Source organism: Pandoraea aquatica, from assembly GCF_902459565.1.
Classification (GTDB): Bacteria; Pseudomonadota; Gammaproteobacteria; order Burkholderiales; family Burkholderiaceae; genus Pandoraea; species Pandoraea aquatica.
Map to the genome: position 1 here is coordinate 204,786 of NZ_CABPSN010000004.1, position 17,055 is coordinate 221,840.

Here is a 17,055-nt window from a genome sequence, read left to right on the forward strand (position 1 = left end):
GTCTGCGAGTGACGGCATTCTCACGGCATGGGGGTGCCGTGTCCCGAATCGTGCGTAAATCTAAAAAATTAGACAATCGGAAAAATATTCTGCCGATCGATGTGTGGCGTGGGCGGCACGGGAAGGGGGATTTGCCCGAAGAAGGATTTCGTATCGACGGCCGATGCGCAGTCCGTCAGGCGGGTGAGGCGACCGGTATAATCCCGGCACTGCCACGCGGCACGACGCGATCTGCGGCATTTCGGTGTTTCGCAATGTGCCGCAATGTCTCGCACGAGGGCGGTTCCACGAGGTATCCAACAGGGGGCGATTTGACTCGAGCTGCAACGACATCCCGGGCGCCGCGAGGCGCGCGCTTCAATTTCCGCGCCATTGGCGAACGTTTGCGCGCCTATCGGCTGGCAGCGGAATTACGCAGTGAGGATGTCGCCGAGCAACTCGATATCTCGCGCGCCGCCATCTATAAGCTGGAGCGCGGCGAGATCGTCAAGATCGACACGCTGGAACGGCTCGCCGCATTGCTGGGCGTATCGCTCGCCAACCTGCTTGGGGTAGAAGTCGAGTATCACGACTCGGCCGTGAGCTACTTCGAGCGCATGCGTCAGCTGGAAAGCCGTTCCGAGCGCATCGTGGCGCACTTCGATCCGATTTCTTTTCTGTTGACGTCCGACGACTACGACGTCTGGCTGCGTCACATGCTCGACGAGAGCATTCCGCCGACGCTCGTCGACCGCCATTGGGAAAACACGATCGATCGCGTGCTGGGCATTTTGCAGGAGCGCAAGTCGAGCTTCTCGCGTCAGCGTCTGGCCGTGACGAGTCTGATCGGCCTGCGCCAGATCGAGCAATTTCTGCATCACGGGCTGGTCGGGCGACTGGGGCTGCCGCCGGGCGTGCAGCTGGAGCGCAAGATGGCCGCGCGGCGCGAAGTGTTGCGTATCGTCGAATTCCTTGAAGCCGATACGGCGGGCGTGCAGATCGGCATCGTCAGCGACAACATGCCCAACGAGACTTTCCAGATCTTCGAAGCGCAGGGCGAGGCGTACGTTGCGGTGTCGCCGTTCCGTCTCGGCGAGTTGCCGAATCTGCGAACGGGCATTGCGACCATCACGACTTCGCCCGATGGCGTGGGCATGTATCGCGCCATGATCGACCGTCTGTGGGCCGACTCCGCGAAGGGCAAGGAAGGGGCCGCATTGCTCGGCCAGTTGCTCGCGCGATTCTGACGGCTAGGTCACCGGTCACACAAGCTACGCAACTGAAGTGTCAACGACGGTAGTCGCGTACCGGCGCACTCTCAATGGGTGCCACAAAGCGAAGTTATCCCACAGAATCGAAATCCGTTCGCCGTCATCCCGTCTAGTCTCCGTGCCCGAAGGTCATCCGGCCTTGCTTACCCTAATCACCTTAGGAACGGGAGATGAATGATGGGAACACCTTTCGGGGATTATTCGCAGCGAGGCGCGTCGGTATCGTCTGCGCCTGTGCTGTTGTCAGGCCGATCGCTTTCATGTGAATGCGGTCACGGCTTCGGCTCGGACTTCGCGCGGCTCGGCGCTGCGCCACCGGCAGCGGCGGGGCCGCTCGGCAACGCATGGCAAACCTATCCGCAGCGCAACAGAACGGTTGAAGACAGCGGCGGTGTATCGATCGGCCGCTGGCAAGCGTATCGCGAGATCGAGAGAGTGAGGGCCGACGATCTGATGGTTCAGCCACTCGTTCCCGAAGCCATGAAAATGCGCATCGAGAAATGGCACACGATGTTCCAGCGCTGCATCGAGCGCGATATCTTATTCGAAGACAAACGAACCGAAGCCATGCAACAGGTTCGCTATGGCGTTCCACCGGAAAACAGGGCATTCGTGCGTACCTTCGATTCGACGCCGGTGGTCGATCAACTGGTCGAGATCGCGCATGTGAACGATGAGCTTGACCGGATGAGCCGTGACGCGGCTTGCCAGCCGAAGGGCCCGGCAAAGGCGATGGGATTGCAACACCTCGCTGACATGGCGAGGATGCGCGACACCATGCTCGCGCTCACTGTCAACATCCATGATCGGAAATTCAACGAACTGACGGCTGAGCGCAATCTGCTGATCGCGCTCAACGACATGGCGCGTGAAGCACAACGTGAAATGTCCAGGGGCGGCGCTGACGTTCCGCTTCGATTGAAGATTCGTGGCGGCAAAGTCGTGCTCAAGCCTGCAACGTCGAAATCGCGCTTCCAGAAGAATCACATTCGCGCCCGCAATGATGCGGCGCGGCTCGCCTTGCTGCTCGGCTATCCGGCCGACCGGCCGGTGACGTTGAACGACATCCGCGCGAAAGGCCTCGGCTTGTACGAGTATTCGGCGGTGCTCGCGGATGCGAAAGGCTCGCCACAGGGGACGACGGCGTCGTGGCTTGGCGCGCGTGCGCTGGAGATCGATCACTGGAAGCGCGCCGCGCGCGAGCTTCGGGACGACCTCCAGCATACGGACGGTGGCCGGATGATCGGCGCACCGTCCGAGTCGGCGCATGACGATGCGCAGTTCGATGAGGTCGATGGAACTCGAGGCGTGTCGGGGCTAGCGCCCATCGACGGACCCGTAGCTGCGACGACACCGAAGCGTCTCGATACGCGCCCGTCACCGATCGGCGCATCGATTGACGAACCTTCGCCTGCGCTGGCTGGCTCGATGGCGGATGCCATAGACGGCGCACCAGACGAAGTGAACACGCAGACGGCCCCGGCAGATTCCGTCGCGAAATCCGTCCGACCGAAGGCCCAGCCAACCTCACGCCGCGAACAGTTTGCCGAGCATTTCATCGGCACCCATCCGGGGCGTGCGGGGCGTCTGAGCGTCATCTTCGAACGAACCCAGTCGGTCGAGCGGCTGGCCGAGTTGCAGGACGTCCGGGATCGTGAGGTCCAGCGCGCACATCCGCCGGTGCGACGTCTATCGGGGGAGAGGGGGCCGTCGATGTCGCGGTCGGTCCATCACCCAGCCGGTCCGACGGTGGACTGGGTCAACGAAACACCTGAGCAAATGGCATTGCGAACGGGCGCGCGCCCGAAGACATCGCGTGTGCTGCCACCCATCGCGAACCCGTCGGACACGCGACCGCCTCCGCTACCCATGACGCCGCCGCCCGATCAGGAATAAGTCACCTCCCGGTCGTCGAAGGACAACCTGCCGCCACCGGATTCCGGTGGCTTTTTTTTACGCGCACGCATCGCATTCACCGAATTTCGGGCCTCGCAAATCCCCTCGGGTCGCATGCGAATTTCGCCGCATATTTTGCTTGGCGAAACCCTGCGCGCACGCGTAATAGTAAATATTTTAATTATCTGCAAGCCTTTTCAATCAATAAGTTGCGCGATTGACGCAACAATCTCTTTCTTTGCCATGTAGGGAACTTGTCAGTAGAATGGCCGCGTTGTTAATAGCGCTACGCGAGGTGAATAGCCTGTCAGGTTTTCTTCACGCATGGCTCGCCCCCGCTTGACTGTCATGCGTGATTCGTCCCCCACAAAACGGAGAACTCCATGTCACAGGACAAGGAACCGCGCCGGCGCTTTTTGCGCCAGGTGCTGGCGATCGTGCCTGCCACGACCCTCGCCACCGGTGCGACGCTTACGCAGTCCGCCTGCAGCAGTCAGTCCGCTGCGCCCGCCGCCTCAGGCAACGCTTACGAACCCAAATACTTCACTGCCGACGAATGGCGTTTCGTCAACGCCGCCGTCGACCGTCTGATTCCTGCTGACGATCTCGGCCCCGGCGCGTTGCAGGCCGACGTGCCGAAGTTCATCGACGGCCAGATGGAAACGCCGTTCGGTCACGGCAAGCTCTGGTACATGCAGGGGCCGTTCCACACCGATCAGCCGCCCGAGATGGGCTACCAACTGAGCCTCGTGCCGCGCGACATCTATCGCCACGGCATTGCCGCCTGCGACGCGCACTGCAAGAAGCAGTACAACAAGGCGTTTGCCGATCTCGACCACGCAACGCAGGAAGCCGTACTCGGCGATCTGGAGCACGCGAAGATCGAATTCGACGCCGTGCCCGCGCGCACGTTCTTCTCCTACTTGCTGGCCAACACGAAGGAAGGATTCCTCTCGGACCCGATCCACGGCGGCAACAAGGACATGGTCGGTTGGAAGCTCGTGGGTTTCCCGGGCGCACGCGCCGACTTCATGGACTGGGCGGATCAGCCCAACGTCAAATACCCGTACGGGCCCGTGTCGATTTCCGGAAAGCGGGGCTAACTCATGGCAATCAAGAAAGATAAGGTCGACGCCGTCATCGTGGGCTTCGGCTGGACCGGGGCGATTCTCGGCCAGGAACTGACCGACGCCGGACTCAATGTCGTTGCACTCGAGCGTGGCGCGATGCGCGACACGCCCACCGACGCGCAGTACCCCAAAGTCATCGACGAACTCGAATACTCCGTGCGCGGCAAGCTCTTTCAGGAGCTTGCGCGCGAGACCGTCACGATTCGTCACACGCCGGACGACCTCGCCGTGCCGTATCGTCAGAACGGCTCGTTCCTGCTGGGCAACGGGGTGGGCGGTGCAGGCTTTCACTGGAACGGCATGCATTACCGGATCCTGCCGGAAGAGTTGAAGCTCCGCAGTCATTACGAAGAGCGCTACGGCAAGAAGTTCATCCCCGAAGGCATGACCATTCAGGACTTCGGCGTGAGCTACGAAGAACTGGAGCCGCACTTCGACTTCGCCGAAAAAGTGTTCGGCACGTCGGGCAAGGCGGGCAACCTGAACGGCAAGATCGTGCCGGGCGGCAACCCGCGCGAAGGGGCGCGCTCCAGCGAGTTCCCGACGCCGCCGCTGCAAAACACCTACGGTGCGCAGCTCTTCGAGAAGGCTGCACGCGACGTGGGTTTCAATCCGTACCCCGCGCCGGCAGCGAACACGTCTGAGCCCTATACGAATCCGTACGGCGTGCGCCTCGGACCGTGTAACTTCTGCGGCTTCTGCGAGAACTACGGTTGCTATATGTATTCGAAGGCGTCGCCGCAGACGACCATTCTGCCGGTGCTGCTCAAGAAGCCGAATTTCGAATTGCGTACGCATTCGTATGTCATCAAGGTCAATCTCGACAGCGACGGCAAGAAGGCGACGGGTGTGACGTACATCGACGCGCAGGGCCGTGAAGTCGAGCAGCCCGCCGATCTCGTGATCATGGCGGCCTATCAGATGCACAACGTGCGTTTGCTGCTGCTCTCGGGTATCGGCAAGCCGTACGACCCGAAGACGGGCGAGGGCGTGGTCGGCAAGAACTACGCGTACCAGATGAATGGCGCGGTGAATGTGCTGCTGCCCAAGGGCACGCAGCTCAACCCGTTCGTCGGCACGGGTGCCGGCGGCGTGTCGATGGACGACCTGAACGGCGACCAGTTCGATCACGGGCCGCTCGGTTTCGTCGGCGGGGCGAGCATTCGTCACATTCGCTACGGCGGCCGTCCGATCAAGATGACGCCGACCGTGCCGGGCACGCCCGCGTGGGGCAGCAAGTGGAAGGCGGGGATTGCCGACGCGTATCAGCGTTACATGACGATCGGGATTTCCGGTTCCGTCATGTCGTATCGCGATGCATGCCTCGACCTCGACCCGACCTACAAGGATGCCTATGGCGTGCCGCTGTTGCGCATGACGTTCGACTGGCACGACAACGAATACAACATGCTCGGCTACATGGGCGACCGGATGGAAGAAGTCGGTCGCGCGATGAATCCCGAGAAGGTGTTCCGCGCCATTCGCAAGAAGGGCACGCATTACGACACGCGGATCTATCAGAGCACGCACACGACGGGCGGCGCCATCATGGGCACGAATCCGTCGAACAGTGTGGTCAATAAGTATCTGCAGAGCTGGGACGTCTCCAACGTGTTCGTGATGGGGGCGTCGGCGTTCCCGCAGAACATGGGTTACAACCCCACGGGCGTGGTGGCGGCGCTGGCGTACTGGTCCGCGAAGGCAATTCGCGAGCAGTACCTCAAGAACGCCGGCCCGCTGGTCCAGGCCTGAGGAGCGCAACCATGATCCGCAAAACGATGATGAAACGCTCCGCTGGCGTAGTCGCTGTCGGTGCGCTCGCGCTGGCTGCCGTTGCCGTCTGGGCGCAGAACGCGGCCGCGCCCTCGGGCGCTGCCGTCTCGCCGGTGCCCACGCCTGCTGTGCCCGCTGTGACCGTGGAAGGCGGTTCCGCGCCGCAGACACCGGCTGCTAACGACCCGCGGGCGCAATTGCTCAAGCAGGGCGAGTACCTCGCGCGCGCTGCCGATTGCGCCGCCTGTCACACGGCACCCAAGGGCAAACCGTTCGCGGGCGGTCTGCCGATTGCGTCGCCGATCGGCACGATCTATTCGACGAACATCACGCCGGACAAAGACACCGGTATCGGCAACTACAGCCTCGAAGACTTCGACAAAGCGGTGCGTCACGGGATCGCGAAGAATGGTTCGACGCTGTATCCCGCCATGCCGTACACGTCGTATGCGAAGGTGCGTCCGGCAGACGTGAAGGCGCTGTATGCGTACTTCATGAATGGCGTGCAGCCGGTCGCGCAGGCGAACAAGGCGACGGATATCCCGTGGCCGATGTCGATGCGCTGGCCGTTGTCGCTCTGGCGCAAGATGTTCGCTCCCGCTGTCGTGGCCGACGCGGCATCGACCGATAACGATCCGATCTCGCGCGGGCGCTATCTCGTCGAAGGTCTCGCGCATTGCAGCGCCTGCCACACGCCGCGCGGCTTCGCGTTGCAGGAGAAGGCGCTGACCGACGACAGCACGGCGTTCCTGTCGGGTGGTGTGGTCGACAACTTCCTCGCGAAGAATCTGCGTGGCGATGTGACGGACGGTCTGGGCAACTGGAGCGAAGGCGACATCACGGCGTTCCTCAAGTCGGGACGTAACGACCATTCCGCCGTATTCGGCGGCATGACGGACGTGGTGCAACACAGCACCCAGCACATGAGCGACGACGATCTCGCAGCGATTGCGAAGTATCTGAAGACGCTCAAGCCGGTCGATCCGAACGCCAAGGCGCTCGCGTACGACGACACCGCCGCCAAGGCGCTGCGTGTGGGGTCGGACAAGAGCAACGGTGCGCTCACGTTCCTCGACAACTGCGCGGCATGCCACCGCAGCACGGGCAAGGGCTACACGCAGACCTTCCCGACGCTGGCGCTCAGCTCGACGGTGAACTCGGTCGATCCGACCTCGCTCATCCATATCGTGCTGCGCGGGGCAGAGATGCCCTCGACGAAGTCGGCACCGACGCACTACGCGATGCCGGGTTTCGACGACCGTCTGACCGATCAGGATGTGGCCGATGTGCTCACGTTCGTGCGTTCGAGCTGGGGCAACAAGGCCCCGGCGGTGACGGCCGCGCAAGTGGCCAAGGTGCGTAAGGACGTCGCCGCTGCGCCGCAACCGCAGCGTTGATGGTTCAGGTGGTGAAGGGCGCGGTGACATGCCGATTCACGTCGGCAAAGACACCGCGCCTGTGATGAAATGAAGCCCCGCCGGGCAGGTCTGCCGGCGGGGCTTTTCTTTTTCGATGCAGGAGGCCGGGGTGCCATTTATTCTTCTGGCGCTCGTCGTATTGGCGGGCATTGTTTACGGTGCAGTGCGCTTGTATGCGGCCGTCGCGGTGCGCTTCGGTACGCTCGCGGCGGTGGCGACGATCGTCGTCTGCGTACTGATCGTGGTGTGGCTGATGGTCGACGCGGTGCGGCGTTATCGCGCGGTGCATGGCGTGCGGCGTGACGGCAAGCGTCTGGTGGGTGTGTCCGGCGAGTGGGGTGAACTCACGCTCGATGCAGACCGCAAGATGGGGACGCTACGTGTGGATGGTCAAGAGACGCGCTTCGTGTTTTCGGATGTCACGTCCGCCCATCCGGTGAACGAGGGCGGACGTTGGTCGCTAACGCTCGAACTTGCGCACAACGCGCAGCCGAGCTGGCGTGTACCGATGCCGGGCCGCGCGCTCGCGCAACGCTGGACGAAGATCTTCCGTCTCGCGAACGCGCACCGGTTGTAAGTTCGCGCCCGGACGCTTATGCGTTCGCGGGCATCGGCGGGCGCAGCGGCGGCACGACACTTTCGTCGTTGATCGGGAAGTGGAGCGCCGCAGCGACCGCGCCGAGAATCGCCGTGGCGGCCCAGATCAGGTTGTACGACCCGGTGACGTCAAGCACGAACCCGCCCAGCCATGCGCCGAGGAACGAGCCGACCTGATGGCTCATGAAGCACACGCCGAAGAGCGTGCCCAGATGGCGCGTGCCGAAGACCTTCGCCACCAGACCGCTGGTGAGCGGCACGGTGCCCAGCCACGTCAGGCCCATGACGGCCGCGAAGATCACGACGCTCGTGTCGGTTTTCGGCAGAACGAAAAAGAGGGCGATGGCCGCGCCGCGTACGAGGTAGAGCCAGCCGAGCACGTGGTGTTGACGGTAACGTCCGCCGAGCCACCCACACGCCCAACTCCCCAGCATATTGAACAGACCGATCAGCGCGAGCGCCGTCGCACCCAGCCCGACGGGCATGTGGCACATCAGCAGATAGCCGGGCAAGTGCGTTGCGATGAACGCGAGCTGGAAGCCACAGGTGAAGAATCCGAGCGTCAGCAGTTGGTAGCCGCGATGCGAACGGGCTTGCTTCAAGACTTCGCGAAGGGACACGTGCTCGCTGTCATCCGGCTTGGCCGGTGAGGTCGGGGCGGCGCTCCCGGGCGCGGGCTTGCTGCGACGGGACATCGTCATGAACAGGCCGAGCGGCGCGGCGCAGCACAACACCAGCGCGAGTACGAAGAGCGAGGTGGAGACGCCGTACGTTTCGCGCAGCCCCTGTGCGACGGGCACGAGGGCGACCTGTCCGAGCGAGCCGCCCGCGCTGACGAGCCCCATGGCCATCGTGCGCCGCTCCGGGGTGACGGCACGGCTCACCGCAGGCAGCACCACACCGAATGTCGTGCAACTGATGCCGAGGCCGACGAGCACGCCCAGTCCGATCACGAGCCAGACGCCGGACGGCGCAAGCGCGGCCATCGCCAGTCCGGCGGCGAAGGCAAACGCGCCGAACGCGACGACGGGGGCCGGGCCATGACGGTCTGCCATCGCGCCCGCAAACGGCTGCGCGAAGCCCCACACGAGGTTGTGCAGGGCGATGGCGAATGCGACCAGTGTGACGGGTACGCCGCGGTCGTAGGAAAACGGATTGATGAAGAGGCCGAACGTCTGGCGCGTGCCCATCGCGGCACTGAGTACGAGCGCGCCGGCGAGAATGATGAGGGTGACGCGTCCTTGTAGCGACGCCGATGCGGGTGGGGTGGTTTGCGACATGATGGTGAATCCTCCTCACCGAAGTGTCGCAATGAAGTCTCCGTCTGGCAAAGGAGTTGTGTGAGCTTGCGGGTGAATTTTATTCACCTTGATGGGTGCCTGCCTGTTCGATCACCCAGTCGCGGAACGCCACGCATTCGGGGTGCGGCTCGATGTCGGGGGCGCTGATCAGCCAGTATGCGCCTTGCGATTGTGTGGTGATGTTGTGCGCGGGAACGAGGATGCCGTTCGCGAGATATTCATCGACCAGCGGACGGCGTCCGATCACGATGCCGAGGCCCGCCATGGCGGCTTCGAAAGCCAGTTGAATGCTGTCGAAACTCAGCCCGCCACGGGTATCGAAGTCATCGATGCCTGCGCCTTCGGCCCAGACTTGCCAGTCTTCGCTGGCGCTGCTCACATGAATGCGGATCGCCTCGCGCAGATCGATAGTGCCATCCTCACGTGCGTGCATCGCGAGATAGGCCGGACTGCACACAGGGACGAACCGCTCACCGAACAGACGGTGCCACGTGTCGCTGGCGACGGGCGCGCGCGAGAGGCGGATAGCGAAGTCGAAGCCATCGGTGGGAAAGCCGACCTGACGGCGCGAGGTGTCGACGGTGATGTCGACGCCCGGCATGCGACGCATGAACATGTCCAGACGCGGCAGCAGCCAACGTGAGGCGAGGGTGGGAGCGCAGGTGATGGCGATGGCGCGGGAGGCGTCCGGGGTCGGTAGGCGTCGAGTGCCAGTGAGCAGCAGCGAGAACGCCTCGGTCACGTACGCGAGGTAGTCCACGCCTTCCGGTGTGAGCGTCAGCCCTTGAGGCGAGCGCGTGAAGAGCGCCACGCCCAGTGTCTGCTCCAGTCCGACAATGCCGTGGCTGACGGCACTCGGGGTGAGATGCAGTTCGGCGGCAGCACGTTTGAAGCTCTGATGGCGTCCCGCCGCTTCGAACAGGCGCAGGGCGGACAACGGTGGCAGACGTGGCGGCATGGAATGAGTGTCGAGCGTTCGATGGGCGCCCCGGTGCGCTTGTGGCGTAGGACGCAGGGCGACGGCTTCGAGATGTCGTTCGGATGGCGTCGATTTTCGCACGACGCTGGCGCGCGTGGTGCGCCGGTATTTCACGCTGGGTGCGTGACGTCTGGCGATGTGCCGCAATGAGCAGCGTGGCTCAACTGTCATGGTGGGCGACCGGTACAGGCCCGTGCGGATTCGGTGAAGTGTACCGGGTGTGCGGTGGTACGCATGTCTATGCTGACACACCGCGTCTTTTTCGCGTGTTCGCAGAATACGGCACCGGCGCGGCGTTTCAGATTGACGACTATGACGACCGAACAACTTCTGGCCTTCTGCGCCTTCGCTGTCATCACGCTGGTGACACCCGGCCCCAACAACATGATGGTGCTCGCTTCGGGGCTGAATTACGGCTTTGTGCGCACGCTGCCGCATCTCGCAGGTATCGCCTTCGGCTTCGCGCTGATGGTGTTCCTGACCGGGACCGGTCTCCATACGGTCTTCGTGCGATTCCCCGTCATTCATACGGTGCTGAAGTACGTTGGCGCGGCGTATCTGCTGTGGCTGGCGTGGCATCTGGCACGCTCGGGACCGATGGATGACGAGCGGCGCGGGCGTGAGCGTCCGATGGGCTTCATCGGCGCGGCGGCGTTCCAATGGGTGAATCCGAAGGCATGGGTCATGGCCGTGGGCGCGATCAGCACGTACCTGCCCAACGCGTCGCACTTGCCCGACGTCGCCTTGCTCGCCGTAATTTACGGCATGCTCGGTGCGCCGTGCATCGGGCTGTGGGCGGGATTCGGCGTGGCGATGCGTCGCGTGCTGACCGACGCGCGTTCGGTGCGCATCTTCAATGGCGTGGCGGCGGCGCTGCTCGTCGCCTCGTTGTATCCGATTCTGGTGGAGTGATGCCTAGCTCGGCGGACTGAGAAAGCCGGCCAGAAGGCGTAGGGCGGGGGAATTCCATCGTTATACTGACGGTTCTTGCGTACCCTTCCCCCAATGTGAGGTATCGCCATGCCCCGTAAATTCGTCAGGACGTTGCCGTGTATCTTCGCTGCGGCAACGCTTGCATTGTCTCCCTTGTCGTCGCTGGCCTGCACGCGTGTGGTGTATCTCGGTGCGAACGACGACGTCATTACTGCCCGTTCGATGGACTGGAAGCAGGACGTCGCGACCAATCTGTACGTGTTGCCCCGGGGCATCGCCCGCACGGGCGAGGCCGGGCCGAATTCCATCCGGTGGACGGCGAAGTACGGCAGTGTGGTGGCGACCGGTTATGACGTGTCGACGACCGATGGCGTCAACGAGAAGGGCTTGTCCGCGCAATTGCTGTGGCTCGTGGAGTCGCAGTATCCGAAGTTCGACAAGGATTCCAGACCGGGTTTGACGATTGCTGCGTGGGCGCAGTACGTCCTGGACAATTTCGCGACGGTCGCCGAGGCGGTCGCGGCGTTGGAGAAGGAGCCTTTCACAGTCGTGTCGGATAACGTGCCGGGCGAGGACCGGCTCACGACGTTGCATCTGTCGATGTCGGACAAGACGGGCGATAGCGCCATCGTTGAGTACATCAATGGCCGGCAGGTGATTCATCACGGCAAGCAGTATCAGGTGATGACGAACTCGCCGACGTTCGACGAGCAGCTTGCGCTCAATGCGTACTGGACGCAGATCGGTGGCACGACGTTCCTGCCGGGGACCAATCGCGCGTCGGACCGGTTTGCGCGGGCGTCGTTTTACGTCAACGCGATTCCGAAGAGTGAAGATCCGGTGGAGGCATTGGCGAGCATGTTCGGCGTGATTCGCAATGCGTCGGTGCCGTTCGGCATTACGACGCCGGGGCAGCCGAATATCTCGTCGACGCGCTGGCGAACGGTCGTCGATCACAAGCGCATGCTCTATTTCTTCGAGTCGGCGCTCACGCCTAATACGTTCTGGGTGGATCTCAACAAGGTCGACTTGTCGGTCGGTGCGCCAGTCAAGCGTCTCGATCTCGGGAAAGACCAGCGCAACACGTTCAGCGGCGAAGTCTCCGCCAGCTTCAAGGTCGCACCGCCGTTCCCGTTCCTTGGGTTGAAGTCGGGGAAGGCGGGGTGAGATCCGCTTAGATGCGCTTAGGCGATGGCAGAAATGAAAAACGGGCCCGAAGGCCCGTTTTTCATTTGGGATTGACCGTCTTTCGTTGTCGTCGACAGTCAGAATATTGGTGGAGCCGGCGGGGATCGAACCCGCGTCCGCAAGCACTCTACGACCAGTTCTACATACTTAGTTCTGTCATTTGATTTAACTGTTTTGTCGCGGACGAACACGCTACGCAACAGCGATTCACTAAGTTTTCGACCTTGGCGTCGTGACGCCACCAAGGCTTAACTGACGTATATGACCTCTGGCGGTATTGCTACCGGTCTTGCGACACTAGTCCGTCAGTGAACTAGGCAGAGGACGGCGGCCCTTAGGCTGCCAGTGCGAACGTTTCGTCGTTTGCAGTTACGTTTTTCCCATTGATTAACGAGGTGACGGGTCCTCGGTATGCCCTGCATCGCTTTATACCCACGTCGAAACCATGTCGGCCCCAGTGGAATGGTCGATTATGACACAAATGCCTCACTTCAGTGCGAAGTCCACCCGCGTTGTCGCTCCCTTGTCCTTGATGCCGTCCGCGTTCAGCTTCGGTGCCACCACGAACAGCCGGTCGGACGCGATCTTGCCATCCAGCCACGACCGCACCCGCTGGGCGCGCCGTTCGGCCAACGCCCGCAGATCGTCGTCGCCCACCTTGACGTTCGTCTCCATGAGCTTCTCCATCTCGTCATCCGGCAGCGACTTGGTGAGTCCGATCATGTTGCGCGGCTTCGCGAAGTCGGCCGCCTTGTAGGCCGCAGTGAGGTACTTGCTACGTTCCTCCGGCGTCACCGTCACGCTGTCGACGTCGATGCTTTCTCCCTTGCCGACCATCGCCTTGACCTTCTGCGCCTTGATGGCGCGCTCGACCGCCACGCTACGCAGGCCGTCGGTGTCCTTGGCGGGGTCTACGCGACCTACGATGTCCAGCTTCAGCGCTTCGCGATCGTTCAGCGCCTTGACCAGCGTTTCGAGACGCTTTTCGTCGGCAGGCGACAGACGCGCACTCCCGGGGGCGAATTCAACGTACCCCAGTTCCTGCTCGCCACCGCCGAATGCGGACGCCAATAAGCTGAACGGTGCCGTGGCTGCCTTGACGATCAGGTTCACGAACGCCCGGAAAATCACGCCGCCAAGGCTGAACTGCGGGTCGTCCAGCGAGCCGGAAATCGGGATGTCGACGTCGATTTCGCCACGCGAGTTCTTCAGCAACGACACTGCCAGACGCACCGGCAAGTTAGTCGCCGTGGGGCTTTCCACACGGTCGCCAAACGTCAACTGGTCGATGAAGATGTGGTTGTTCGCCGTGAGCTTCGCCTGATCGAGCAGATAGTGCACGTCGACCGTGAGCTTGCCCTTTTCGATGGGATAACCCGCGTACTTCGTGGAATACGGCGTGAGATTGGTCAGCTCGATCCCGTCCGCTTTCGCGCCGAGATCCACGAACGCCATCGGTGCCAGCGGGTTGATCTTGCCGTTGATGTTGATCGGCGCGTTGCGGTTCACCTTGCCCTGCAACGCCACTTCGGCCGGCTCGGTGGTCGCGGTGCCAAAAGCGCCGATTCGGCCGCCGATATCCGTCAGATTGGCCGTGTAGTTCGGCTTGACGAAGTTGTCCGTGAAGTTGACGTTGCCGCCTTGCAGCGTGATACGCCCGATGTGGACGTCCGCAGGCAGCGCCTTACCCGTTCCGTAGCCGGGACCACGTTCGGCCGTCGTCTTGCCGGGCGATTGCTCCTTCTTCTCCACCTCCGTCGGCTGTCCTGCCTCCACGGCTGAAGCCGCCGCATCGAGCGGGGGCTTGGCTGCGGACGCCGCATCCAGCGGAATGCCTTCATTGGCACGCGTGAGCGAGCGGGGTGCCTGGTTATTGCCCACCACGTCAGCCAGATTCAGGCGGCCGTTCGCATTGATGATCAGACGCGCATAAAAGCGCGACAGCGCAATGCTGCCCAGTTGGACGTTGGGTTTGCCGCTGCCCACCGCCAGATTGATCTGTTGCACCGCCAGCGCGTTCCAGCGCACGAAGTCGTCTGTCGTCACCTTGTCGAGCAGGCGTACGTTGCCGAGCGTGGCGTCACCGCGATACGTCGCTTGCGGGGTGTCGCCCTTTATCGAGAATGTGGCGCGTCCGTTGCTGGAGAGCAGGGCGCTCGCAATGCTCGCGTTCAGTTCGTCGCTCATATACGAATCGAACGCTGCCAGATCGAGCTGCTGGGTTTTGACCTGAAGATCGCCGGACAACGGCTGCGGCGTGACGTTACCCGTCGCGTTGAGCGAGCCCTTCTTGTTAAGCGTGCCGTTCACCTCAAGCTGCAACGGCTTAGTCATGTCTTGTGATGCGCCCTGGACCTTGATATTGAGCGGCGCGAACTTTGCATTGATCGGACGGCCTTTGACTGCGCGATCCTCAAACCCGATGCTTGCGTTCTCGACCGACACCTTGCCGACCTTCCACTGCCATCCGCCCGCGGCTTGCGTGCTCGATGCGGGGGCTTTGGAGGACGTACGTCGACCGCGTTCCGTGCCGACACGGGTGTTGATCCCGTTGCCGCTGTTTGCGGACGCTTTCGGCTGGCCGTCGCCGGTCAGTGCCAGCAGGTTGATCTTGCCGTCTTTGTCGCGGCGCGCCGCCACGTCCAGGCCGCTGACCGTCACTTCGTCCACGATTGCCTGACGGGCACCGAGATCGAAGTGCGAGAGCTTCGCCTGCGCCTTCGCGAGTTTCAGAGGGGCATCCCCCTTTTGGCCGGTCAACCACTCGATCTTCTCCAGTGTTGCCGTGGCCGGCGCGATTTGCACGTTTGGTTGCTTGTCGGGCGCAAACGCGGCATTGAACGTTGCTTGCGCCCCAACCGTGCCGCTCTTCAGGTCGCCTGCGAGCGCGCCTTGCGCAAACGGCAGCAACGGAGCGAGCGCGATCGACTGCGCGTCGAGTTCGCCGCTGGCGTTGTACGCAGGCAGGCTGAACTGGCCGTGGGCTTTGATGGAGCCACCGCTTTGAATGCCCAGTGAGGCATCGTACGTTGCGGGGTCTTTGCCCAGCGTAGAGAACTGTTTCACGCCGAGCTGGACGTTCTCCAGCGCAATGCTTGCAGGCTTTGCGCCGCGCTCGTCGCTGAAGCGCACCTTGCTGTTCACCAGCGATACCTCGCCGACGAGCAGGTCGAGCGGCAAGGGTTGCGCTGCGGCAGCCGCTTTCGCCTGCGCCGCTTCAGCAGCCGATGCGGGCGTGGCGGGGCGCGCCGTTTGTTCGGCAGCGACCTTCGGCGCAGACTTGGCCGCTTCGCTGGCTTTAGGCGATGCTGCCGCTTCGTCGACCGCTTTGCCGACAGCCTTGAGCACCGGACGTTGCGGCAGCAGGGCTTTGACGACGTTGATCGACCCGTCCTTTTCCATCGTGACATGCTGGTCGAGTCCGTCGATCCGCACGCTGTCGACGTGATAGATGTTGCTCAGCGGCTCGATCTTGCCCAGCTTGACGTCGATTTGCTTGACCGCAACGAGCGGTGAGCCGTCAGCCTCGTTGATTACGGCGTCGGCCAACCCCGCAGTGCCCGTAAGGACTACGTGGTTTCCGTCCTTGTCTCGCGTAAAGCGCAGTTTCAGATCGGTACTGACCGCGCCGCTCTTGATTTGCGCGGGAACGGTCATGGGCGCGTAACCGAGGTACTTCGGTACGTCGAGCCGGTCGAGTTTGATGTCGACAGTCGACTCCAGTGAGTCGGCAAACGGTTTGGTCTGTCCGGAGATATGCAGAGGCGAGCCGTCGATGGACGCCTGCAACAGCGGCTGTACGAAGATATCGGTGTCGGCCGGCAGGTTCGCAATGAACGGTACGCCGACCTGCAGATTGTCGACAACGTGCTTCTCGTTCTGATAGGCATCGTCGACGCGAATCGTGCCGTTCTTGATCTGCACATTGTTCAGTGCAAAGCGCGCAGGCTTCGATGGCTCGGACGAGGGCGGGCCGGACGTCGCGCGATCGATGATGTCCGAGAAATTGAACCGCTGCGGTGCGGTGCGCACGATGTTCACGACGGGCGTGTCGACGTACAACTCGCCGATCACCGGGGCAAAGCGGAACAGCGAGCTCCACGAGGCGTTCACCCGCAACTCGCCGATGTCGACGAACGGCTGGCCGGGCGTTTTGTCGCCAATATGCACCTGATGCAGATCGAGCCGCAGCGTGTACGGATTGAAACTGACGTCGCCAACGCTCACGGGCCGCTCGAGATAAGCGGAGAGCTTGTCGACGGCGTAATGCTTGAGCACGGCCGGCACCGTGAAGTAACCGACCACGCCAAACACGGCGATGATCCCGGCGGCCCACAGACCGGTTTTGCGCGCGCGGCGGCGCACGTCCGGGTCACGTCCAAGCGCTTGCGCACGGGCGACGCCTTGTTGCAGGCGGGTGCCGCCTGCGGGGGAGGTTTTTGAGGATTCGCGATCGTTCGCTTGCTCGGCCATGCGGTCTCCCGTAAGTAGCCTATGAAGCATACGCCGCGCCACCGGGGCGCGGCGGGACATTCCCAAAACGCGCCGCGAGTGTTGCGACGACGTCCTGGCAGGCGATGATTCGGTGGC

At 62.6% G+C, this 17,055-nt stretch carries 11 protein-coding genes and 1 other RNA gene; 8 read left to right on the plus strand and 4 right to left on the minus strand.

All coding sequences use genetic code 11. From position 1 onward, the window contains the following. Window positions 1-311: 311 nt before the first annotated feature. The 6 genes from PAQ31011_RS15250 (at window position 312) to PAQ31011_RS15275 (ending at window position 8,044) form a co-directional block, all read left to right on the plus strand. On the plus strand, window positions 312-1,226 hold the full coding sequence (locus PAQ31011_RS15250) for a helix-turn-helix domain-containing protein (RefSeq protein ID WP_150576643.1): 915 nt from the start codon (window positions 312-314) through the stop codon (window positions 1,224-1,226). Between the two features lie 198 nt (window positions 1,227-1,424). After that, window positions 1,425-3,146, plus strand: coding sequence for a hypothetical protein (locus tag PAQ31011_RS15255; RefSeq protein ID WP_150576644.1), 1,722 nt, complete (start codon window positions 1,425-1,427; stop codon window positions 3,144-3,146). A gap of 383 nt (window positions 3,147-3,529) precedes the next feature. Further along, a complete protein-coding gene (locus PAQ31011_RS15260) occupies window positions 3,530-4,249 on the plus strand; it encodes a gluconate 2-dehydrogenase subunit 3 family protein (protein ID WP_150576645.1) in 720 nt (239 codons plus the stop codon). A 3-nt stretch (window positions 4,250-4,252) separates the two neighbouring features. Continuing rightward, window positions 4,253-6,028: a GMC family oxidoreductase gene (locus tag PAQ31011_RS15265; RefSeq protein WP_150576646.1), complete on the plus strand. Its 1,776-nt coding sequence runs from the start codon at window positions 4,253-4,255 to the stop codon at window positions 6,026-6,028. 14 nt (window positions 6,029-6,042) lie between these two features. Next, the gene (locus tag PAQ31011_RS15270) at window positions 6,043-7,446 is read left to right on the plus strand and encodes a c-type cytochrome (protein ID WP_425495114.1); all 1,404 of its coding nucleotides are present in this window, start codon (window positions 6,043-6,045) and stop codon (window positions 7,444-7,446) included. A 130-nt stretch (window positions 7,447-7,576) separates the two neighbouring features. Then, on the plus strand, window positions 7,577-8,044 hold the full coding sequence (locus tag PAQ31011_RS15275) for a hypothetical protein (protein ID WP_174990139.1): 468 nt from the start codon (window positions 7,577-7,579) through the stop codon (window positions 8,042-8,044). A 16-nt stretch (window positions 8,045-8,060) separates the two neighbouring features. On the opposite strand, the gene PAQ31011_RS15280 is transcribed toward PAQ31011_RS15275, so the two are convergent. Both PAQ31011_RS15280 and PAQ31011_RS15285 read right to left on the minus strand, forming a co-directional pair. After that, the gene (locus PAQ31011_RS15280) at window positions 8,061-9,344 is read right to left on the minus strand and encodes an MFS transporter (RefSeq protein ID WP_150576648.1); all 1,284 of its coding nucleotides are present in this window, start codon (window positions 9,342-9,344) and stop codon (window positions 8,061-8,063) included. A 79-nt stretch (window positions 9,345-9,423) separates the two neighbouring features. Continuing rightward, the gene (locus tag PAQ31011_RS15285; RefSeq protein ID WP_150576649.1) at window positions 9,424-10,323 is read right to left on the minus strand and encodes a LysR substrate-binding domain-containing protein; all 900 of its coding nucleotides are present in this window, start codon (window positions 10,321-10,323) and stop codon (window positions 9,424-9,426) included. Window positions 10,324-10,656: 333 nt separating this feature from the next. Here PAQ31011_RS15285 and PAQ31011_RS15290 point away from each other — a divergent pair, with 333 nt between their 5' ends. Both PAQ31011_RS15290 and PAQ31011_RS15295 read left to right on the plus strand, forming a co-directional pair. After that, window positions 10,657-11,256, plus strand: coding sequence for a LysE family translocator (locus PAQ31011_RS15290; protein WP_150576650.1), 600 nt, complete (start codon window positions 10,657-10,659; stop codon window positions 11,254-11,256). A gap of 108 nt (window positions 11,257-11,364) precedes the next feature. Further along, window positions 11,365-12,444, plus strand: coding sequence for a linear amide C-N hydrolase (locus tag PAQ31011_RS15295; protein WP_150576651.1), 1,080 nt, complete (start codon window positions 11,365-11,367; stop codon window positions 12,442-12,444). A gap of 107 nt (window positions 12,445-12,551) precedes the next feature. Here PAQ31011_RS15295 and ssrA read toward each other — a convergent pair. Both ssrA and PAQ31011_RS15305 read right to left on the minus strand, forming a co-directional pair. After that, window positions 12,552-12,921, minus strand: a transfer-messenger RNA (tmRNA) gene (gene ssrA / locus PAQ31011_RS15300). Between the two features lie 30 nt (window positions 12,922-12,951). Then, window positions 12,952-16,938 carry a DUF748 domain-containing protein gene (locus PAQ31011_RS15305; protein WP_174990140.1) on the minus strand — a complete coding sequence of 1,329 codons (3,987 nt, stop codon included), beginning with the start codon at window positions 16,936-16,938 and terminating at the stop codon, window positions 12,952-12,954. Between the last annotated feature and the right edge of the window lie 117 nt (window positions 16,939-17,055).